Raw genomic sequence first — 21507 nt, forward strand, 5'->3', positions numbered from 1 at the left:
TTAAATTAAAAGATTGTTTTATACATTTTTTTCAAATATTGAGCTCGAACAAAGTAAAAGTATATAATTTGCATAACTAAGAAACAAATCAATACCATAACGGAACTACCCAAGACTGAAAAATTGGCTAACTTTTGCAAGGCCATAAAAGCAACCGTACTATGTGTAATCGCTATTGCAATTGGTAAAAAGAATAACAATGCAAGTTGACGTGACACAATTTTCTTTAATTCCGGTTTGCTTAAACCAACTTTTGCTATCATTTTATATTGCTGCTGATTTCGTTTTAAGTCTGTGTATAATCGGAAATATAAAAAGCTTGCAGCAAACGTAAAGAAAACAATCCCTATTAATACACTCATGATAGATGCAAGTCCAAAACCTTGCTTCATAGTTATCCATGTAAAAATTAAAGCCGAAAATTGATATGGTTCGTTGTATACCACCCTGGGATTATTTATATCTTTATTCCCTTTTTGTAAGGAAGCCAAGATTTTTTCAGCAACCTTTTTTGTTTGATCCCAATTTTTCACAATAAAACCATTGATAGTAGATTGCCCATATTGATTCTCTGGGTCTACAATCATTTGATTATATAAAACGTCTGGTACAATAATTATCGTGACGGTTGTATCTTGTAGTTCTTTCGGAGTTAGTATTTTATCTACATGCATATCTTTTTTTATATTTTCATGCAACAATTGAAAGTTATTTTGATTAGGTTTTGTATTAGTAACTTTTCTTGATGGTATGACAAAACTATCATTTTCATCTTTTAAGCTTTCTTTTTCAAAACCAAATACCTCAGCTAACTTATTATAATCACTTATTTTTATAACGCTTAATAATACATTACTGTTATAAAGGGTATCAGGAATTTGTTTTATGGAATAAGCTACTTGTTTGAATTTAAACCCACCATTATTGAGTTCGCTTTCTATTTTTTTTAGATGCTCTTTTTCTAAAGGATTATTATTATAGGACTCATAAGAAAATGCAAAGGGACTATTTGATTCAGCCATTGATGAGTTACCTAATCCCATACAAGTTCCCACTGCAGTAAAGGCAACGGTAGAAATAATAGTGACCATAAAAAACATTTTTGCATTATCTTTTAATTGATACACTAAATCTGAGATGGTGAGTATGTTTGTTTTCTTAAAGAAAATATTTTCCCTTTTCTTTAATGCACGTAACACATACACACTGAGCTGGGTAAATAAGAAGTACGTTCCAAATACAACAAAGCTTACCCCTGTCGCCATCATGAATAATACATATTTCACATCCTTGTAATGAATTGCGTTAACACTATGGAAAACAGCTGTATATCCTAATCCAATACAAATTAGTGCGAACAGAGATAGCCAAAGGGATGCTTTTGGTTCAGGCTTTGGCTTTTCTTCTGCTTTTATTAATTCTACTAATTGCTCTACATTTATTAGTCGAGAAGTAAAAAGTGAAATAAATAAAAATAGTAATAAGAATGCTCCAAATGTTATCCCAATTGCTTTAAATGGCATGTAAAATGGAAGTCCTTTATCAATCATTAACAGATTGTTGCTCATAATTAAGATAAACTTAGAGAACGCCATTCCAATTGTAATTCCTGTTAAAATAGAAGCGGTACCAATTATTATATTTTCAATAAATACTAATTTATTCAACTGTGAACGCGACATCCCATGTAGCATTAGAATTCCAAAATCTTTTTTTCTTGTTTTTAAAAATGCACTTACAGAATATAAGATAAAGAAGAATGAGAAGAAAAATATTAACCCCTGCGATATCTGTAATCCTGACTTTGCAAATGTATTGATTGTTATACTAGCAGCAAGATCCCCTTGTAAATTAGGATGAAATGCAAGTAATGCATAAGTAAAGAAAATCATAATAGCAAACGTACTACTTAAAAAATGAGCCAAATATGTTCGTTTACTTCGAATGACGTTATTAAATGCGAACTGTCGAAAAGTCATTTGCATTTCCTCCTAATAATGCTAAAACCTCTAGAATTTTTTGATAAAATACTTTGCGATTATCTCCACAATAAATCTCATTGTATAACTGTCCATCTTTGATAAACACAATTCGATCACAATAACTTGCAGCCATTGCATCATGTGTCACTAACATCATCGTTGTGCTATTTTCTTTATTAAGCTTTGTCAATAATTCCATCACATCACTAGCAGATTTTGAATCCAGATTTCCTGTAGGTTCATCCGCAAGTAATAATTTCGGATTATGAATAGTAGCTCGTGCGATAGCTGTTCTTTGTGCTTGCCCACCAGAGATTTCATACGTACGTTTATCTAATATTTCAGTTATCCCTAGTTTTTCAGCAATAGCTTCCACTTTACCTTCCATTTCTCTAGGGCTTACACCATCAAGCGTAAGTGGAAGAACAATATTTTCTTTCACTGTCAATGTATTAAGGAGATTAAATGATTGAAAAACAAACCCTAATTCACGTCTTCGAAATAAAGACAACTGATCTGGAGATAACAGATATGGGTTTTCTCCATGAATTAATACTTCTCCTGATGTTGGAGCATCTATAGTAGAAACCATATTTAATAGTGTTGTTTTACCACTCCCAGATGGTCCCATAATTCCTACAAATTCACCTTTGTTTATTTTTAAATCAATATGGGATAATGCTGTATAAGAAATTTCCCCAGAATAAACTTTCCCTAAATCTGAAACATGTAGTATCTCCACAAGTATTTCACCTTCCATTTCTCTTTTCGATACATGAAGTGTAACTTATATATAGTATGTCTCATATCGATTTTCCTAACATTTATCTAACAAGTTTGTAAGATTCAAAAGAAAAACCGATGAAAGGTATACCTTTCATCGGTTAACGAGATGCATACGGGAATATGATTCTAATTTTTGTTCCCTTACCTACCTCAGATTCTAGCTCAATCTTATGATTTAATTTTTCACATACTTCTTTAACAAGATATAATCCCATTCCCGTAGACTCTTTAAATTTCCTACCATTTTCTCCAGTATAAAATGGATTGAAAACACGTGGTAAATCAGCAGAAGGAATACCAACCCCATAATCTTTTACTTCCAAAATAATTGCCCTTCCCTTCGAACACGCCGATACTATTACTTTTTCTTTCTTACTTGATGAATATTTAATTGCATTTGACAGTACTTGATTGAGTATAAATCGAAACCATTTCTTATCTGTTTCTACAATAAGATTCGGATCTACTTTTACTTCTGGATACACATAACTACGTATAAATAGACGTTTATTTTCATGAATAGCAGAATCAATCATTCCCAATAACTGCAATCTGTTCACTTGAAAATCTTGTTCAAATGTTTCTAAGCGAGCAACATATAAGACCATTTCTAGTCCTTTTTTGATTCTTTCCGTTTCTTCATTAATACTGTCAAATCGTGAGTCTTCTGCATCTTGTGTAATTAACTCAATAACAGAAATAGGTGTTTTCATTTGATGAACCCATTGATTCATAAAAGTCATTTGCTCTTGTTGTTTTCGTTCCCATTTTTTTAATTGGTTTTGATAATATTGATATTGAGATTGTAGTAATGTTTCTAAGGCCATTGATAATGGAGTCAAATCACTATCTTTTATTGACTCATTTAAAGTTTCCATTGGTGTTGATAGACGCTTATAGAATGAACGATGACTATAATAACGATAGATTAAATAACCCATTAATAAAAAAACACCCAAAAATACAGAATATACTGCTGTCAAAATATGTGGATAACCATCAAACCAATATATAAAAAGAATGATAAGCAATTGGGCAAATGTATAACAAATAAGTGGAATATGTTCTTGTAAAAATAATTTCATTATTCCTTTCCTTCCTTTTTCCAAGTAGCATGCAAACGATATCCAGCACCACGAACCGTCTCCAATGCGTTTTCGATCCCTAAATCTTGCAGTTTCTTTCTAATTCTACCTATATTTACACTCAATGTATTTTCGTCTATATATGAACTATCCCATAATTGTTCTAAAATCACTTCACGTTTTACAAGGAGCGGAGACTTTGTTATCAATATTTCTAATAAAGTTGTTTCTTTTCTAGTAAGTAATATTGTCTTATCATTTAGTTGAATTTCCATTCTTTCTGGAAACAGGATTAACCCTGATTGCTCAACTATTCTTTCTTTTACTTTAGGAGCATATTCACCATATGCTCTTCTGAGCTGGCTACGGATTTTAGACATAACAACTTCATAATAAAAAGGTTTCGTAATATAATCGTCACCACCATTTTCTAAAGCCATAACTTGATCCATCTCTCCACTCCTTGCAGATAAAAATACAATTGGACAAGTGGAAATAGCTCGTATTTTGCGACACCAATAATAACCATCAAAATTAGGTAAATTTACATCTAATAGCACTACATCTGGTTTTATCTCTTGAAATATATCTAAAACATTTTCGAAGTCCTCTATAATAACACTTTGGTATCCATATTTTTTAATATGAGTTCCCAGTAATTCAGCAATTTTCATATCATCTTCTACAATCATGATTGTATTCATAACGTAATCTCCTTTAATTTAGGCGCAATTTCTAAAGTTCATTTAATATTAAATATTTTACTTATGTAAAAAAATGATATCTTACCTATCCCCTCAAATGCAATAAATATCCAACAAATTGTATATTTGTCGTTTCTTAATTAATAAAATTTTTCACAGTAAATGGATTGGGATTTTTCAAAATATAGATAGATCTCACTAGTAAGGGTATGTAAATAGTTTATTTTTTAAAATTTTAATTAACATATATTACTGTACTATGTGTACAGTAAATTGTGATAATTGAGAGAAAGGAACTTCAACCTAAAATAGGCTGGAAATAGTTTGAATAGTGTCTCAAAACTCATCTTTATATAAAAATCTCGATTTAAATTGTATTATTGAGTTTTGAGAATCCCTTAGAGTATAAAAACGTTAAAATGTGCGTGCTACCCCTTAGACTTAGTAGCTTTAAATCTCCGTTGCATTCAATTTTTAGCTCCCACTGGTTCATGACCGAGCACAAATACCTTTTTCTTTTTTCTAACTCCAGATGATACGTAATATTTTTTATGATTCATTACGATGTTAAATTGATCACGTAGACAAGCGGTAACCCGACGATATCCATACCAATATTTATGATGTTGACATATTTCTATTACGGTTTTTTCTTCATAATTAGTTACTGTTTTCTCGTGCTTTTTCCAACGATAATAAGTAGCACGTGAAATACTAAATATGGAACACAGTTCTGCAATTGTGAAAGTTAATTGCCATTCTTTTATCATTTTCATTATTTCTTCTTTTCCTCCCACCTCCTTAAGATTTCTTGTCTTTTTCCAGCAATATATTCTTTGCCTTTAAATAACGTATTTCTAATTCTTTTTGTTCAAGTTCTGTTAACTTTTTTTAAGCTTTTTTATGTGCAGATTGTCTTCCAATAAACTGTTCAAACCGATAGGTCTCGCCTTCACGATACCATTTCATCCAAGTTTTAATTTGAGCCACATGTCTACTTCCTAAGGCATCCATAATTTCTTTATTTTTGAATTCTTTGTGTTTCATTTCAACTACTTTCCACTTTATTTCGGCGGGATAATATGCCTTTTTCCCCACACGAAAAACACCTCTCTAAATCATAACTGATACTTACGATTTAGAGAGGTGTTTTTTATCGTCTCATTCTCAGGGTTCAATCCACTAGGAACCGACTTTTTATATAGCATATTAAAGCTTTAATTTGTTCTTTCTAATGTACTCTTCCATACTATTTATATTTTGAGTTTCCTCTGCTAATGCAATATAACCGTCAGGTCTAATCAAAAAAGTAGATCCCAATTTTATACCTGCTTTTTGTACCTCTTGAGTATAAGGGAATGTATACAAAAGAATGTTATTTTCTTCTGCAAATTTACTAAAATCAGGGACTACATCCCCATATACGTGTAACTGCCAATCAAAAGATTCAAGTGGCGCAAAATTATCTGTATCATCAAAAGGAATCCATGGTAAACGATCGCCTCCATGAATTTCACCTGTATTTCCTTTAGAAAGTTGACTATTTCGATAGTGAATCCTTATTTGTGAAATAACTTTAAATATCATTTTTCTAACTATCGAAAACTTAGTCATCCTTGGAATAATAATTGGAATTAAGTATTGCCGAGTGAACTTTTCAAATATGCTGTTACCAACAATCGAAGAAAAAACTTTATCTGTTGTTGCTACTAAAAGTTTGGCAAATGCTATTCTTTCTTGCTCATAGGAATCTAGAATAGATTCACTTGCTTTCCCTTGAATCACTGCTCCAAGCTTCCATGCTAAATTAATTGCGTCACCAATGCCTGTATTCATTCCTTGTCCTCCTGCTGGGCTATGTATGTGCGCAGCATCTCCCGCAATGAAAACGCGTCCTTTTCTAAAATGTTCACTTACTCTATGATGTACTTTATATGTTGAATACCAATTTACTTTCGTAATTTCTAATTCCATATTTTTTTGGATATAAGGTCTAATTAAAGAAAAATCAGCTTCTAAATTTTCTTTGTGCATCAAATCCTCTGGTATTATTCCAATTAAGCGTAACGATCCAGCAGTCCGAATTGGCATAAGAATCCCAAATCCCTTTTTAAATAGTCTTATTTGAAACCCAACACTTTCTTGGTTGTGAGTTTGCACATCAGCTACGTAAAACATTTGCTTATATGAGCCACCAGGGAAATTCAAATTTAACCCTTTTCTGACGGAACTGTGTGCACCATCGCATCCACATAAATAGCCATAAATACTTTCTTCTTCCACACCATTTTTTATGGTACTAACGTTAACATGGTCATTTTTCTGATGAAATGATACAAGCTCAGTGTTCCATTCTACATTGACCCCTTTTGCTTCTAATTGTTCAATTAAAAATTTTTCATGCTCATCTTGAGGAAAACTCAACATAAAGGGATATGGGCTTTGTCCTTTTCCCATATTCTCAAAGTTGACCGTAGCCTTCATTGTTGTATTTTTATAAAATTTCATATTAACTGATTTAATTCCTTTTTCTACAACTTGTTCTGCAAATCCAAATTGCCGATAGAATTCTAATGTTCTTGCTTGTACAGCCAAAGCCCTTGAAGCTTCTCCAGGACCTTTCTTTTTATCGATGATTCTAAAAGGGATTCCTTGCTTTGCAAGTCCAATAGCTAAAATTAATCCAGTTGGTCCGGCTCCAACAATTAACAATTGATTCTTCATAAATCTCCCTCCTGATAATTAATCAATTTTGCATAGTTGCTTTTATTTTCACAGAAGTAATTAATGCGAGTATCGTACCTACCAAACTAAAGAAAAGTCTAATATCTCTTCAGTTCTTTATTCTTACTTATCTATTTCCATCTATATGATTTTGTTTGGAAAAATAGGAGGATCACTTGCTTAATATATATATTGATTTGCGAATCATTCGTACAAGTCCAGGTACCAACGTTGCTACAATAAGGGGTAAATGAGTATTTTAATCTAGATTAGGGTGTTCTTTATTCTGTAGACGGTTTTCCTAATTACACCATTTTCTTTTGCAATATGAGAAATGGCTTCGCCACCATTTAACATTTCAATCACTCGATTGTATACTACCCTTTTTTGAGGTTTTTTTGTTGTTGAAGAATAGATGGTTGGACTACCTTTTTATACACCTTTCTTTGTGGTTATTCTATATGTTTATTGTATTGAAGAATAAAGAGAAAAGGCAAACCTTGAGCAAGGGTTTGATGGGTTTTATTTTTAATAAAACCTTTTGGTACGTGAAATTATAACCTCACCTGCATAGGTATATCTCCCTTTCTACTTTTTTCTCTGCTTCTTTAAATAGCCTTGTTGTCTTTCATTTATTGTTTTTACCTTTTCAAGGGGAAAATTATTGCTCTTATCTTTTTCTTTCGGTAGAAGAGGATCTGAGAGTTCGTTTTTACCTTCTCCGCAAAGTAAATATTAATTTTATGCATTTACCAAAATGTACAAGGAGTGAACCATCTGAATTAGAGGTGAATCATTAAATAGGAGGAACAATAATTATCCGCTCGATGTTTCAACTCTTCAAACGTGTATAATTTTTGTTTATCAAATAATTTCGGCTGTTTTTTTCTATAGTATTCAAAAAGCTCTTCTCCATTTTTCCTTATACAATACCGACGGCTTTGTTTGATTGTGCCTGATATTTCTTCAGGAGCTAACTGTTTTAAAATTTGTAATGCTTGCCGATCTGAGATTTCTTCTCCTGTTACGTAGGCATGGATAAAAATAAGTTCTTTCACTGTTATATAATTATATTGTGAAATTTTATTCATAGATGCGCTCCCTCCTCTATCTATTATTCCTATAAGTACATATTACTAGGCATATAAACAAATCCATGTATTTAACATGTAAGTATCTTGAGTGTTTGTTTCACCTTTTCATCATCCACTCGATAAAATACTTCTAATCCTTTTCGTTCATATGCTACGACTTTATGTGTTTTTAGCTTACTAAGATGTTGCGAAACAGTCGATTGTGGCATGGAGAGAAACTGTTGTAATGCAGAAACATTTATAGACTTTTTCTTTATTAATTGATGTACAATTCGTAGACGGACAGGATGTGCCAACACCCTTAATGTTTCTGAAATACGTTCAAATTCGTTCGGTTCCATATGGAAAACATTTGTCATCTTCTTTTCCTCCTCATTTCTTTTTTCCTTATAAAAAGAATTTAAAATTTCACATCTTACAAATCATCTTGCACCACGTATTTTCTCACCTTATACTAAACAAAAACTAACTATAATAAGAGGTGTCCTATGAATAAAACAGAATTAATAAAACAAGTCGCAATACAAGCCGAACTAACAAAACCATAAACAAGTCTTGCGGTGGATGCCGTATTAGAATATATTCAACACGCTCTGTAAAATGGAGACAATGTACAACTAATTGGATTTGGCACATTCCAAGTACGAAATCGTGCTGCCCGTAAAGGACGCAATCCACATACTGGTGAAGCTCTTACCATCCCTGTGAGTAAAATACCTGTCTTTAAAGCGGGGAAAGCTGAATAATCTTCATTAGTAGCATGAGATCACTAGGATTCATGCTACTGTTTTATTCTAAAATCGAACCGTGGAGATTGCATGTTTATATACAAGCTGTTGCTTTCCTTCAAATTCTATTAAAACAGAGTAAGTATCAAATCCTCTTATCCTTCCTTTTACATGTAATCCTTTTAACAGAATCAATGTGATATTCTGACGCTTTTGAAACGCCTCTTGTAGCAATTGTTCCTGTGAAAATAGCATGTTCTTACTTTTATCCTTTTGAAATGCTTGTAATTTCGTTTCCAACGAGTTCTCCCCCTATTCTTCTCGTCTGTTCTTCAACACCCAAAAAAGACGTACTAAAGTCTTTTTTTCTAGGTATTATTCCTATTGCTTGAAAAACAAACTCTGTATATTTTGACTACTAAGTAGGTATTTTTTCCTCCCCCTCCCAAAAAGGAAGAAAAAGAACTACTTAATAATTGTAGAGATTACTTGTAGATGAATTGATGCTTACCATGAACTATCATAAAGACAGTAAATTTATCTGTTGCAAGGACCTATCTACGTATTGGAACCTCACTCTTTAAAATGATAATACTGTTCCTTTTTTCTCTTTTAACTGTTCACACATATATTCTGTAAGTTATACATGGAATGCACCCTCACCTCGTGTTTCCCATTCACTTTCTATTTTTCTAAACCATTTTCCTACTTTGCTTACATAATATTTTTTCACTTCATCATACGGAATCCAGATTTTACGTTTCTGTATTTGATTCATCACTTCATGAAGAATTTCATCATGCTCGTACTTTCTAGGTTTTCTATGATGCGTTCTTACAAACTGTGTATATTCCCAATGTAACCAATTAGAAATATGTTTTTTTGTTTTTGCCGGAGATGTGACCACTTTTTATTTGTTTGATAGAGTCGTCCCTTTACTTTTACATGGTTTTTCACCAAACTTCATCCCCTTTTACCATCTAAATGCATATATAGCTATCGTATCACATTTAAATTAAAATACTGCTCTAATTACATGTTTTCGCAAAAAAATTCAGAATTCTCCATTTCAAAAATACAAATTATACTTATATAACATATTTATTTGAATTTCTTGCTATTCCCTCATTTCAAGGAGTTGGGCAAAGATAACCTATTTAAATATGTTTCTAGTGGTAAAATAGAAGAATTTATTGCTTTCTTTTAAATCATTAAAAATATATAAAGAGATATAAAATAAAAATCCAGATACAAATGAAGGAACAACGATTTATGAAATCTACTATTTCACTTTCTTCATGTTAGTTTTCTAAAAAATATGAAATGTATCTCTAAGTATTTGATGATATTGTTTCTCTGTTATTTCTTTTTTAGATTTTTTCCCATACCGGGTTTTTGTAAAACTTTGCTTAGTAAGTGCAATATGCCCATTTTCAATTAATTTGCAAATAATATTCCCCTTATTTACTGGCGATTCTGGATGCTCTATAACCATGTTTTGTATAGCACTCACTTTCTTTTCGTTAATTTCATTTAAATAAAAAGCATAACCGATAGACCAGGTATCAGTAAGATCAGAATCAAGAAAATGCGAAGTTTCACCATTTTTCCCTTTTTTCATTTCGAATACATGGGTTCCTTTCTCTGTTTTTTGTTTACGAACACGATATTCTCCGGTCACAGAAGTCACACTGTTACCATCAAAAAGAACGGGCTGTAAAGGAAGATACGATGCAAAACCTGCATCTATTAAATAGTTCTCACGTTTGTGCTGTAGAACGATGATTACATGGCCATCATCAGGACCCCATTTTCTTGTGTTTGAATTATAAAGAGTTCCAGCTATTCGGTACACATTAAATCCACAATCGCACAAAAAATAATATAATAAAGAATTAATCTCATAGCATAATCCGCCACGATTCTTTACAAATAGTTTTTCTTCAATATTTCCTCTGCAAAACTCTTTCATATTCCCTTCCATGATGTCTATGTTTTCATAAGGTAATACGTGCCCCAACTGTAAAAGAATTGTATGCAAATCTTCAAATTCCACATTTTCTTTTGGTGGGATTTTTAATTTTAAGAAAAACTTTTTTTGTAACTCAGTTAACATGATATATCCCCTTCCATTTATAAAAATTGTATTCATTTCATAAATATTACAATCACTAAGTTTATACGGTATATAGCTTGAATAACACATTTCAGTGCTAAACATTAATGGCCAATATGGAACCAATGCTTAATAATCTCTTAAGATTTTTAAAAAATGAATTTTTGTGTATTTTGGTATTCTTACGCATCCTGATTTCAAAAAAGAGAGTACACTGAATTGATGAAAAATAAATATAATGTTGCAATATTCAATTGTATTTCTAAACAAACGCTTTTTTAAATCCCTTTGATTATATGCAGATTATATATCTAGCAATAGTATTCCTAATTCAATTTATCGATCCTATCATCAGTAATTCTCTTATTTATACATATAGTATTCTTTATATCGTTGGAACGCCGATTTTTTTGTTTGTGGTGATAGTATAGATGGTTTTACTACTTTAGATGGTGCTACTTGCTTTGGCATTTGTAATACACCACGTTTCTTGAGCTCTCTATACAAACTACTTACTTTACATCCCACTTTTTTTGCAATAACTGGATATTCCATTCCTTGATTAAATAATTCTACTGCTTGTTTACATCTTGCATCCCATTTTTCTTCTGGCGTTTGTACCTTTTGGGTTCGTTTTTTAACTGTATTTTTTTCTAGTTTGATACACTCTTTTTCTATTTTACACTTCTGTGCACAATATTGTTTTGTGTCTACTTGACGCTCACAATGCTCCTCCAGTAAGCGTAGCCTTTGTACTTTTTTTGCAACTCCTCTCATGCTGTATTCACCTCATTTCCTTTAATATATTCTGTAAGCACCCACATCCTACTGTATCAACTACAGTCTCTGTTAGACTCTTAAATTATTCTTATACGAAGGCCATTCATAATGTCATTCCTTATCATTACTCATATGACAACTTTTAACCTACTCATTACAAACCAAGTTGATTTAGCTATTTATGTAAATTACTGACACGACATCCTAATCCATGAACAATTTTTTATTGTGTATCCTTTACTTTTAACTGGAGGGCTTGCTGGTAAATAGGAATATTGTTTCATCCCATTTAAAGCAGTCTATCCATTGTTTGAGCCTATATTCAAACACTCCTACAATTGCCTTCATCAAAAGAGGCAAAAAGTCTTAATATTGTGTGTGATTAAGCTTGTAAATGTTGATGGTTTGGCAAAATTATAAATGAAAAAGAGCATTGATTTAAAACAAGCCAATTTGTTTAGAAGTTGGCTTGTTTCTTCATGATGACTCCAACAAAAATCTCTTTAACTCTTCATTAGGGATAAGTTTTAAAGAAAAACCAACTTTGGATATATCTTTACATAATTGTAAACTATAGTAAATTGATATTATTTACACTGAATATTCTCAATATTAACCTTTTAAAATTTTATTTTGAGCAACCAATTTCCACCAATCATTTTGATATGAGAGTGCTTCTTCTTTTGTAGTTGTATTTGCAACAACTAGATAATTATTATCCACTGAAATAACATACCCAGTAAAGGGTATTTGTTCTTGTTCATGGAGAATAGAATGTGTTGTATGATTTGCGGGACCCCCATTAAAGTCTGCGAAAACTGGCGTCATACCCACAGTTAATCCATATCCTATATGCTACAGTAGTTGCTACGATTACTAGTTTTTTTGTAAACATACGAAATTATCCCCTTTATAATTGTATTTATATATTCATACACTAGAAATCTCTTTATATTCAAATATTTAACATTTCTGTCACAAATCAAGGGGATATAATAGAGTTAGTAAAATTGTATCTCGATAAAAACTAAAAGCAACCTGTGCAAGGTTCCTTTTTGGCAGTGAAAACATCAACAATAAGGATATTTTGACACTCCCACGGCTAAAGCCGCAAGTCCTACACCTTACGTTGTAACGGATGGGATTCTTGAATGACTAAGCATTCGCAGTCCATTTCTGTTTTGAACAGCCTTCAAGATGAGGGTGTGCCATCCCCCTCCTAAAACAGGCCATATAGTGGTTGACTATTACCTCCAACCACAGTTGCGTAGCAAATATTTATCGCCCCAACGATATCACGATGTTTCTCAAATCCACATTGGCACTTGTATTTTCTGTCTTGTACCTTGTTCTTTTCAGAACATTTCGGACATGTTTGACTTGTATAAGAATGGTTCACATATTGCATGTTTTTACCAGAATGTTTATCGATAAAAAATATCCCGATCTTCTATCCCTAAAACTTTCATATTTCGAATTTGTTGTCCTTCATTTTAATCTTTACTGGAAACTCGTACATATCCAGACTTTTTATGTTTCATTTCATACACCTCATTAAGAATGATAGCAAATCCTTATTGTAAATCTTTGTAAAATAAACAACCGTCAACAAATTATAAAATCTATATTTACATATGTATTCTTCATAGATTTATATGTATCTGTAAAGGTGCATCTTTACAGAAAAACTAAGAAATCACTACATGTTTAATCCATACCCATGTAAAGTTAATCTTAATTTGTAAATTTTTATAATAAATAATTAAAAAAGGTTATTATTGTTTTTTGAATTTCTTGTTGATTTTTCAGCATATTCAATATATATTAAATATAAGTTCTAAAAACAAGGTCATTTGAACTCGTGTTAAGAACTTATAATTTTATGTACCTAATTAAAATGAAGACATTCGTCATGTAGTAAAGAGAAAAGTCCTACTATATATAATTTTAGTGGGACAGAATCAGGAGGATTCAAAATGAAAGAAAATGTAAAACCAGAAGAATGGGAGAAGAAGCCATCACTACTTGGAATGTTTACTTCTCCTAGCCTTCAGTTTGAAAGGATTAAAACAAACCAAAAAGTTTGGGGTATATTCTTTTTAGTTGCACTGTTACAAGGAATTTTAGGTGGTTTGAGTAAATATGTGATGTATTCCTCACCTGAGATGATTCAGATGAGAAAAGAATTTGGAGAACTTGCTGGAAAGAGTACTTTTGCAGGAGAAGTTATTTCTGGTATCTTATCAAATTTTGTAGGGACAATGATTGGGGCACTGTTTATAACAGCTATTTACAAAGTGTTTATCGTATTTTTTGGGAATGATACATCTTATAAAACATTATTAAGCATAGTTACATATACAAACATTATTCTTATCGTTGGCGGATTTATAAATACTACTTTAAGTTTCATTGTGGGTAGTGGATCCACACAATATACAGGTTTAGGGGCAATTTTGTCCGAGGGTACATTTACATATGGGATTGGTAATGCAATAGAAGTATTTTACATATGGAATTTGGTCTTAATTTGGTTAGGATTACAAATTACAGCGGGATTAAGTAAAGTAAAAGCAATTATTCCGATTATTATTCTATTCATTATTAAAATAGGATTCTTAGCTACTATTATGGTGTTAATTGTAAAATTCTTGCCGGGTGTACCTATACAATAAGAAATTTTTTTGAAGTAAGGCATGATTTTTAAACTGTTTTTCTTATGACAAATACAAATTATATTTATAAACATTCCTAACTATCTAAAGACATGTGAGTTATTAAAGAAAGGAATGCTACGAATGAAGGGGGAATCCGATGTATTCATTGGTCGTTGGGGTTGTATTATTTGTGATGATTTTATCCAGCATTTGGTTCGTATCGGGTAAACTAGGGGTTTTTGAATGGATAGGTAATATCGCATTAAAAATAAAAAATAGCTTCAGGGAGGAAGACAAAAAATGAAAAAGAAAATGGGCGCTATTATAGTAGGAATAGGACTCTTAGTAGTTGGAGCTTTAACTGCAATGAGTGTAACAGTAATTGAACAAGGACATGCAGGTGTAGTTTATAATAGAAGTACAGGTGTGGAAAAAGAAACATTAGGCCAAGGTTGGCATCTAGTATCGCCATTTAAACGTGTAACGGAATATCCAGTTTCTACGGAAACGATACAAGTAAAGAGTTTTAATGTACAAACAAAAGATGGTAAACCATTAGCTGTTAGTTTATCTTATGATTATGCAAATGATGTAGAAAAACTCCCTAAAATATATAACAAATTTAAAGGGCAATCTCCAGATGTGATTGAGAATGGTTGGCTACAAACACGTATCAAAAAAGCGACACTTAATGTGTTTTCGAAATATTCTGTTCTCGAAGTGTTCCAGCATCAAGGAGAAATTAATGCGGCAATTGAAAAAGAATTTCGTGGAATTGTAGATGATACTGGATTTATGGTTGATTCAGTAACACTTGAAGCACCAAAACCAGACGAAAATACAGCAAAAGCAATTCAAGGTGTTGTAGATGCGCAACAAAGATTAGAAAAATTAGAGATTGAGAAAAAACAAGCTATTGTGGAAGCTGAACGTGACATAGAGGCTGCGAAAGGTAAAGCACAGGCAAATGAAATTTTAAAGCAATCTCTATCTCCAGAAATAGTAGAAATCAAAAAAATCGAGAAATGGGACGGAAAACTCCCACAAGTAAGCGGTGGTGCTACCCCGTTTGTACAAGTGAAATAATTAGGCCCTCTAGGCAATCTAGTGCAGTTTTGTTCCTTTTTTCTTTCAACAATTACTGAGCTAGTTGAATATACACAGAAATATACAACAAATAGGGATCAACATACATACCCATGAACTTAAGGGGTTTTAATACCTCTAAGTACCAAAAAAGTTATTCTTTCTAACTAGATTAATTAGAAAGAATAACTTTTTTTATGAATATTTCGATTCAAGATGAACTACTATCATTTGTTGAAAAATTACAGCGATATATTACACTTGTATTTTTAGAAGAACTGGCATGTAAAATTTGGTTTATAAAGCTAATTTTTCTTGTTCAAACTTAGCTACCATCTGTAGGGTAGTTTCATTAGATAACCATGCAACATAACTCTATACATTATTAGATTTATTGTAATTTTTTATTATCTCCTCATTTTAAAGAAAAAATCCATTAAGAAACAAGATATTGAAATTACCTTATCTCTTTTACCAAAGGAGATCCAATCTGCCTTTTTGTTAAAGGCAGTGTGAAGTCATCTGTGAACTACACACCACTTAACACCCTTATTGTTTGTTTGAAGTGGATGCTTCTTGGGAAGTAGACACTTATATTAGCCATCTATATTTTCCAAGCTATCAGGGTAGTTCCTACCCCTAAACGAAAGCATCAAACTACAGGGCTAGCTTTAGCAAGTTGATACTTGCATTTACATCTCGATCATGATGGCTATTACACATTAGGCAATCCCATTCATAAAGATTCGTCTTTTCTACCTCTTTGTTTTTATAACCACAGCAAGAACAGAGTTGACCACTTAAGTAATTCTTCGGTGCAATAATTAACTCACGATCTTTCCATAGTGCTTTGTAGGTTTGGTATTCTCTGAATTTAGCCCAAGATACTTCACAGATTGATTTTGCCAACTTATGATTATTTTGTATATCCTTCATTTTCAAATCTTCCATCACAATTACTTGGTTTTCGTTAGTGATTTCATTACTGATTTTATGAAGAAAGTCATTGTGTTGGTTAACAATTTTTTCGTGAAGTCTTGCAATTTGTGATCTAATTTTATTTTGATTTTTAGAGCCTTTCTTTTTGCGCAGCAAAGACTTTTGTAAAAAAACTAATCTATTTTCAGTTTTTCTCATCCATTTTGGAATTTCGTACTTCTTACCATTAGATAGGGTTGCAAAACCCTTTAAACCCATAACAATACCAACTCTTTTTTTCAGTTCAGGGAACAGTCGTTCCTTTTCCTCAACTAAAACAGAAGCAAAATATTTGTTAGTAGTTGTTTTAGAGATCGTTACAGACTTAATCAAACCAAAAAACGGTCTGTGTTGCTTAATTCTTACCCTTGTCCTTAGTTTTGGTAGCTTCATATATCCATTCTCTATACATACGGTTCCTTTTTGATTATTCGTTGTATAACTACAACGGTTTTCTTTTTTATTTTTGAATTTTGGAAAACCAATAGATTTATCACGAAAGAAATGAGCATACGCCTTATTTAAGTTCATTTGTGCATTAGCTAGAGCAAGGCTATCTACTTCTTTAAGAAACGGAAATTCCTTTTTGTATTGGGCTGGTGTAGGATACTTGATGGATTTATCAATACTTGTTTGAGATTCATGATAAGAATTGATTCTATCAGCAAGCATTTTGTTATATACAAATCGTACACATCCAAATGTTTTAGAAAAAAATGTACGTTGTTCCTTATTCGGATAGATGCGATACTTGTATGCTTTTAACATGAACTACACCTACTTTCTTATTTAAATATTACATCTTCAATAAACATGGAGATTATAGCATTTACCCATTCTCAAAAAAATGTCTTTTGTATAGTTTAATATCAAACACTTACATTAGATTACTTTGTTTCTTGTTCCAGCAATGTTTTCATCTCACTAAATTCACAATAAATTGCCTTCGTAGGTTCTGGTGTCAACAAGCTCACAATAATGACAACTAGTAAACTTAGTGAAAATCCTGGTACCATTTCGTACATCATCACTTTTAGATTCGGAATTTGCACCCATGTAATGACTACTGCTGCACCGGTAATCATCCCTGCAAGTACACCCCATTTTGTCGTTCGCTTCCAATAAAGACTTAGTAAAATTGCTGGACCGAATGCAGAACCAAATCCTGCCCACGCATAACCGACAAGTGTTAAAATTGTATCGCTTGGATGATATGATAAAACAACTGCAATCATAGCTACTATTAACACGGACAGCCTACCTATAAATACGAGTTCTTTATCACTTGCATGACGGCGGAAAAATGTTTTATAAAAATCCTCTGTAACTGCGCTTGAAATAACGAGTAATTGTGAGGAAATACTACTCATAATAGAGGCTAAAATAGCTGATAATAAAAATCCAGTAATATACGGATGGAATAAAACACTTGAAAATGTTACAAAAATCATTTCTGGATCTTCTAATGTAGCACCATTTTTGGCGTAATAAGCAATACCAATAAGTCCTGTAAGCATTGCACCTATTATCGAAATCCCCATCCAACCGATACCGATTCTACGAGAAGTTTTTAAGTCTTTAACGGAGGTAATTGCCATAAAGCGGACAATTATATGTGGTTGTCCAAAATATCCGAGTCCCCATGCTAAAAATGATATAATGGAAAGTATTGTAGTTCCTTTAAATAGGTCTAAATATGAGGTATCGACTTGTTTTATTATATTAAATGTTTCTGTTACACCACCCACATCTGTAAAAGCAACAATTGGCACTAATACAAGTGCAATAAACATAATGCATCCTTGCACAAAGTCTGTCCAACTGACTGCTAAGAAACCGCCAAATAGTGTATATGCAACAACAACACCAACTGTTATAAATAATCCAATTTTATAATCAAGATTGAAGGAATTTTCAAATAGACGTCCTCCTGAAACTAAACCGGCTGACGTATAAAATGTGAAAAAGACTAAAATAACAATAGCGGAGACAAAACGTAGTATTTTCGTGCGATCTTGAAATCGATTTTCTAAAAAGTCTGGGATAGTAATAGAATCATTTGCTACTTCTGTATAGGTTCTTAAACGTGGGGCAAGAATTAAATAATTTACATAAGCACCTACTAATAACCCAATTGCAATCCATACGCTTGCTACTCCTGTTACATACATTGCACCAGGCAAGCCCATTAACATCCAGCCACTCATATCAGAAGCGCCAGCTGATAAAGCTGTAACTGCTGGACCGAGTCCCCTTCCACCTAACATATAATCTGATAAATCGGATGTCTTCTTATAAGACCAATATCCGATGTACAACATAGCTGCCATATAAATGGCAAGCGAAACCATAATTTCAACCTTCACCAAATCTCTCCTTTGTGTTACCATAAGCCATTCAAAATTCCGGGAAATGACTCTTTCTATTTTTTAGTTTTTGCTTATGGTTCACTACCTTAACAAACATCTTCTGTTCTTTCAAGTGAACAATCCCTTTTAGTCAAAAGAAAAAAACGTTATAAACGCCTTTATTACAGTAGATTACTCCGCTTTTCAAAAAAAGAAAAATAACAATATTCAGTCAATATTAAATTGACTTTTTTATACATTCTCAACCTAAAAATACTAGGATTATTCAGTACTATTTATGTATCATTTAAGTATTCGCATACTTTCACTTTCAGGCATACAATTTCCATTTTTAAGGAACTACAAAAGTACTATTTTTAACAGACCCAACTAGTCATAAGTTGGAATTCCACACAGAAACTCTACAAAATGGTTTACACTATTATAAAGAATAAAAAAATATGACTTTTTATAAATCAAAACAGTTAGTAAAATAAACTCATGTTATATGTATGGATAATTATTATTGTAAAAAACTAGCTCTTTTTACTCCTAATAATGGTAAGTTGTGTTAACTTGATTTTTCTAAGTAAATATATGTTAAGAACTGAAAGTATAAACTGCAACAAAGATAATAAATCCTGATGCTAAAAATAGCATATACGCCGAAGCTTTTTGATTTTCTTTTTAATTAGAAATTCCTGTCATTAAAATCAACAATCCCATAAATAAAGACATAAAAGGCATTACTTCAAATTTATCAGTTACTAGATAGTACAACGCTAAAATACAACCAATTACCCCAAAATACTCTTTAATACTGTCAGCAAATAAAAGCCTCCTCAGTTAATTTAAATATAAGTATAGAAAATCTTTTATAGAATATCATTATCTTTTTACTCCTTATTATTTTAGCCAAGAAGACGCCTTCCTCAAGAAGTGAGAAGGTTCACGGTCCAGTGAGTAGCTGGGAGATGAATTGGCTCTTCGAACAAGGAATAGCATCAAGTCATCTTAATTGTTCAACATATATAAAGTGTTACTAAACAATTTGTCATGGTTACAGTTTCGAACCATGTTAGAATATAAAGAAAAATGGTATGACAAACAAGTTATTGTTGTATCAAAAACATTTGTTTCTAGCAACTATGTTCTTGTTGTTACTAACAAAACAAAGATGTTAAAAGTCTGAAGCTACATACATGGGAGTGTCCTTCTTGTCGTACACATGATGATAGAAATATGAATGCAAGTATCCTTTAAAGAATGAAGCGATAAGGATTCTAACCGCAAGGACTGCGGGAATAGCCTAAGTTCAATAAAACTCTTTACTTAGGAACCCCTCACTTCTAAGTGAAGTGAAAGTGGGGGTAGATTAAAATACAAAAATATTCTTAAGGAGGAATTTATCATGTTCAAAAAATCATCAGATAATGAACGAGCTATTGTTATTACTGCCAGTGATACCTATGATATGTTTTTATTTCCAAATATCGTTGACAATCGATTCCATTTGATCACGGAAAACTTTCACAATATGGGATATAATCATTTTGAGTTATATGTCGACAAAGAAAATCACTTATTACATATTTATGATGATATTGGTTGGTGTGCAAAAAGAACAAGTGTAATCAATATAATTAATAAATACTTAATAGACAAAATATGTGCTTGCCTGCACCTCTCTAATCCCGAAGAAGCAAAAGTCATTATCTATTTTCCAGAAAATCACACGCAAGGTGTAGGTATTGCAACCTACGGTTACCATGCGTGAGAAGATGAATATGGTTTTGGGCATCCTTTTGACGAAACAAGTACATATGAACCATTTATCAACATGGCTAAGCAACGAAAATACTAATGTAATCCTCTAGAAATAGTACGCTTAAATTGGACCTAGACGACTATATAAGCATTAACCAAAAGGTGAGAAATTTAAATGAACTATATAAGTTGTAAATAAACAGATGGAAACACCGGTTATTATATTGATGAACCAGGTGTAGGATGAAAATATACACCTGAAAATGATGGTGGTCAGCACCTTCCACGCGGAAGCGGTCATTAAAAATAACACTTACAAGATCGTGTTCCCTGATCTTATCTTTTTATTTTTGGATTTTAGATACACAAAAGGAATCTTTAATAGCTTAAAATTACCCTGTCATCAGCCCAGAAAGTAGAAAAATTTCAAACTCCGGTCTCTACGCAGCAGATTAAAGTAGTAAAAATTACTTGAAGGAAAACGTTTGGAAGGGAATTAAAAGTACCAGAAAATATACAGCAGAGAGAACTAAATGAGTTATTTATTATAATAACATCGGAAGCAATGGAAGATACCAAGAGGACATAGGGAGATTCTTTGGGAATGATACAGTTATGAAAACATAAGCACTTGAAGGAATCTCTTGTGTATCTAAACATTTGCCAAACAAA

18 protein-coding genes and 9 pseudogenes are annotated in these 21507 nt (G+C 32.1%); 7 read left to right on the top strand and 20 right to left on the bottom strand.

The features are described 5' to 3' along the window. Positions 1-5: 5 nt before the first annotated feature. The 10 genes and pseudogenes from MHH27_RS28520 to MHH27_RS28565 form a co-directional block, all read right to left on the bottom strand. Positions 6-1979, bottom strand: a complete 1974-nt coding sequence (locus tag MHH27_RS28520) for an FtsX-like permease family protein (RefSeq protein WP_340944996.1) — start codon at positions 1977-1979, stop codon at positions 6-8. After that, the gene (locus MHH27_RS28525) at positions 1954-2724 is read right to left on the bottom strand and encodes an ABC transporter ATP-binding protein (protein ID WP_340944999.1); all 771 of its coding nucleotides are present in this window, start codon (positions 2722-2724) and stop codon (positions 1954-1956) included. The genes MHH27_RS28520 and MHH27_RS28525 overlap by 26 nt, the downstream gene beginning before the upstream one ends. Positions 2725-2866: 142 nt before the next feature. Then, entirely contained in the window at positions 2867-3853 is a 987-nt protein-coding gene (locus tag MHH27_RS28530; RefSeq protein WP_340945001.1) for a sensor histidine kinase, read from the bottom strand. Then, on the bottom strand, positions 3853-4557 hold the full coding sequence (locus MHH27_RS28535) for a response regulator transcription factor (protein ID WP_151581008.1): 705 nt from the start codon (positions 4555-4557) through the stop codon (positions 3853-3855). The genes MHH27_RS28530 and MHH27_RS28535 overlap by 1 nt, the downstream gene beginning before the upstream one ends. A 467-nt stretch (positions 4558-5024) precedes the next feature. Then, positions 5025-5333 carry an IS3 family transposase gene (locus MHH27_RS28540; RefSeq protein ID WP_340945003.1) on the bottom strand — a complete coding sequence of 103 codons (309 nt, stop codon included), beginning with the start codon at positions 5331-5333 and terminating at the stop codon, positions 5025-5027. 115 nt (positions 5334-5448) lie between these two features. After that, positions 5449-5655 (bottom strand): hypothetical protein, encoded by a 207-nt coding sequence (locus MHH27_RS28545; RefSeq protein WP_150190412.1) that lies wholly within the window; start codon positions 5653-5655, stop codon positions 5449-5451. A gap of 111 nt (positions 5656-5766) precedes the next feature. Beyond that, on the bottom strand, positions 5767-7281 hold the full coding sequence (locus tag MHH27_RS28550; RefSeq protein WP_340945011.1) for an FAD-dependent monooxygenase: 1515 nt from the start codon (positions 7279-7281) through the stop codon (positions 5767-5769). Positions 7282-7545: 264 nt separating this feature from the next. Further along, positions 7546-7713: pseudogene (locus tag MHH27_RS28555) on the bottom strand (helix-turn-helix domain-containing protein); the annotation flags it as partial. A gap of 350 nt (positions 7714-8063) precedes the next feature. Beyond that, on the bottom strand, positions 8064-8372 hold the full coding sequence (locus MHH27_RS28560; RefSeq protein ID WP_340945013.1) for a hypothetical protein: 309 nt from the start codon (positions 8370-8372) through the stop codon (positions 8064-8066). 71 nt (positions 8373-8443) lie between these two features. Then, positions 8444-8734, bottom strand: a complete 291-nt coding sequence (locus tag MHH27_RS28565) for an ArsR/SmtB family transcription factor (RefSeq protein WP_151581002.1) — start codon at positions 8732-8734, stop codon at positions 8444-8446. 129 nt (positions 8735-8863) lie between these two features. On the opposite strand from MHH27_RS28565, the pseudogene MHH27_RS28570 reads away from it, so the two are divergent. Then, positions 8864-9121: pseudogene (locus MHH27_RS28570) on the top strand (HU family DNA-binding protein). A gap of 48 nt (positions 9122-9169) precedes the next feature. Here the strand turns inward: MHH27_RS28570 and hfq are convergent. The 7 genes and pseudogenes from hfq to MHH27_RS28605 form a co-directional block, all read right to left on the bottom strand. Then, positions 9170-9403 (bottom strand): RNA chaperone Hfq, encoded by a 234-nt coding sequence (gene hfq / locus MHH27_RS28575; protein WP_150159347.1) that lies wholly within the window; start codon positions 9401-9403, stop codon positions 9170-9172. A 185-nt stretch (positions 9404-9588) separates the two neighbouring features. Further along, a pseudogene (locus MHH27_RS28580) lies at positions 9589-9731 on the bottom strand (RNA chaperone Hfq). A 12-nt stretch (positions 9732-9743) separates the two neighbouring features. Next, positions 9744-10060: pseudogene (locus MHH27_RS28585) on the bottom strand (transposase). A 352-nt stretch (positions 10061-10412) separates the two neighbouring features. Further along, entirely contained in the window at positions 10413-11219 is an 807-nt protein-coding gene (locus tag MHH27_RS28590; RefSeq protein ID WP_340945022.1) for an arylamine N-acetyltransferase family protein, read from the bottom strand. A gap of 363 nt (positions 11220-11582) precedes the next feature. Then, positions 11583-11996 carry a hypothetical protein gene (locus tag MHH27_RS28595; RefSeq protein WP_150191942.1) on the bottom strand — a complete coding sequence of 138 codons (414 nt, stop codon included), beginning with the start codon at positions 11994-11996 and terminating at the stop codon, positions 11583-11585. A 621-nt stretch (positions 11997-12617) separates the two neighbouring features. Further along, positions 12618-12894 (bottom strand): annotated as a pseudogene (locus tag MHH27_RS28600) (DUF3221 domain-containing protein); the annotation flags it as partial. A 324-nt stretch (positions 12895-13218) separates the two neighbouring features. Further along, positions 13219-13416 (bottom strand): annotated as a pseudogene (locus MHH27_RS28605) (zinc ribbon domain-containing protein); the annotation flags it as partial. 559 nt (positions 13417-13975) lie between these two features. Here MHH27_RS28605 and MHH27_RS28615 point away from each other — a divergent pair. The 4 genes and pseudogenes from MHH27_RS28615 to MHH27_RS28630 form a co-directional block, all read left to right on the top strand. Then, entirely contained in the window at positions 13976-14674 is a 699-nt protein-coding gene (locus MHH27_RS28615; RefSeq protein ID WP_340945027.1) for a Yip1 family protein, read from the top strand. Positions 14675-14813: 139 nt separating this feature from the next. Then, on the top strand, positions 14814-14960 hold the full coding sequence (locus MHH27_RS28620) for a hypothetical protein (RefSeq protein ID WP_340945029.1): 147 nt from the start codon (positions 14814-14816) through the stop codon (positions 14958-14960). Then, complete coding sequence (locus MHH27_RS28625; RefSeq protein ID WP_150159339.1) at positions 14957-15742, top strand: prohibitin family protein; 786 nt, start codon at positions 14957-14959, stop codon at positions 15740-15742. Before MHH27_RS28620 ends, MHH27_RS28625 begins: the two co-directional genes overlap by 4 nt. Positions 15743-15939: 197 nt before the next feature. Further along, a pseudogene (locus MHH27_RS28630) lies at positions 15940-16094 on the top strand (IS4 family transposase); the annotation flags it as partial. A gap of 305 nt (positions 16095-16399) precedes the next feature. Here the strand turns inward: MHH27_RS28630 and tnpB are convergent. The 3 genes and pseudogenes from tnpB to MHH27_RS28645 all read right to left on the bottom strand — a co-directional run. After that, a complete protein-coding gene (gene tnpB, locus MHH27_RS28635; protein WP_340945032.1) occupies positions 16400-17488 on the bottom strand; it encodes an IS200/IS605 family element RNA-guided endonuclease TnpB in 1089 nt (362 codons plus the stop codon). Positions 17489-17607: 119 nt separating this feature from the next. Then, the gene (gene putP, locus MHH27_RS28640) at positions 17608-19086 is read right to left on the bottom strand and encodes a sodium/proline symporter PutP (RefSeq protein WP_150190406.1); all 1479 of its coding nucleotides are present in this window, start codon (positions 19084-19086) and stop codon (positions 17608-17610) included. A gap of 582 nt (positions 19087-19668) precedes the next feature. Continuing rightward, positions 19669-19746, bottom strand: a pseudogene (locus tag MHH27_RS28645) (DUF3953 domain-containing protein); the annotation flags it as partial. 376 nt (positions 19747-20122) lie between these two features. On the opposite strand from MHH27_RS28645, the pseudogene MHH27_RS28650 reads away from it, so the two are divergent. Both MHH27_RS28650 and MHH27_RS28655 read left to right on the top strand, forming a co-directional pair. Further along, a pseudogene (locus tag MHH27_RS28650) lies at positions 20123-20381 on the top strand (zinc ribbon domain-containing protein); the annotation flags it as partial. Between the two features lie 98 nt (positions 20382-20479). Continuing rightward, entirely contained in the window at positions 20480-20845 is a 366-nt protein-coding gene (locus tag MHH27_RS28655) for a hypothetical protein (RefSeq protein WP_340945036.1), read from the top strand. The last annotated feature ends 662 nt before the right edge of the window (positions 20846-21507 follow it).

The sequence above is a fragment of the Bacillus sp. FSL L8-0152 genome (assembly GCF_038006365.1).
Taxonomy (GTDB): domain Bacteria; phylum Bacillota; class Bacilli; order Bacillales; family Bacillaceae_G; genus Bacillus_A; species Bacillus_A cereus.

What these genes read in the sequence shown, in the direction of transcription:
- MHH27_RS28550 (WP_340945011.1), bottom strand. Translation starts at nt 7,281, where the DNA reads ATGAAGAATCAATTGTTAATTGTTGGAGCCGGACCAACTGGATTAATT.
- tnpB (WP_340945032.1), bottom strand. Translation starts at nt 17,488, where the DNA reads ATGTTAAAAGCATACAAGTATCGCATCTATCCGAATAAGGAACAACGT.
- MHH27_RS28595 (WP_150191942.1), bottom strand. Translation starts at nt 11,996, where the DNA reads ATGAGAGGAGTTGCAAAAAAAGTACAAAGGCTACGCTTACTGGAGGAG.
- MHH27_RS28625 (WP_150159339.1), top strand. Translation starts at nt 14,957, where the DNA reads ATGAAAAAGAAAATGGGCGCTATTATAGTAGGAATAGGACTCTTAGTA.
- MHH27_RS28540 (WP_340945003.1), bottom strand. Translation starts at nt 5,333, where the DNA reads ATGAAAATGATAAAAGAATGGCAATTAACTTTCACAATTGCAGAACTG.
- MHH27_RS28560 (WP_340945013.1), bottom strand. Translation starts at nt 8,372, where the DNA reads ATGAATAAAATTTCACAATATAATTATATAACAGTGAAAGAACTTATT.
- MHH27_RS28565 (WP_151581002.1), bottom strand. Translation starts at nt 8,734, where the DNA reads ATGACAAATGTTTTCCATATGGAACCGAACGAATTTGAACGTATTTCA.
- MHH27_RS28655 (WP_340945036.1), top strand. Translation starts at nt 20,480, where the DNA reads ATGTTCAAAAAATCATCAGATAATGAACGAGCTATTGTTATTACTGCC.
- MHH27_RS28520 (WP_340944996.1), bottom strand. Translation starts at nt 1,979, where the DNA reads ATGACTTTTCGACAGTTCGCATTTAATAACGTCATTCGAAGTAAACGA.
- MHH27_RS28590 (WP_340945022.1), bottom strand. Translation starts at nt 11,219, where the DNA reads ATGTTAACTGAGTTACAAAAAAAGTTTTTCTTAAAATTAAAAATCCCA.
- MHH27_RS28535 (WP_151581008.1), bottom strand. Translation starts at nt 4,557, where the DNA reads ATGAATACAATCATGATTGTAGAAGATGATATGAAAATTGCTGAATTA.
- MHH27_RS28615 (WP_340945027.1), top strand. Translation starts at nt 13,976, where the DNA reads ATGAAAGAAAATGTAAAACCAGAAGAATGGGAGAAGAAGCCATCACTA.
- MHH27_RS28620 (WP_340945029.1), top strand. Translation starts at nt 14,814, where the DNA reads ATGTATTCATTGGTCGTTGGGGTTGTATTATTTGTGATGATTTTATCC.
- MHH27_RS28530 (WP_340945001.1), bottom strand. Translation starts at nt 3,853, where the DNA reads ATGAAATTATTTTTACAAGAACATATTCCACTTATTTGTTATACATTT.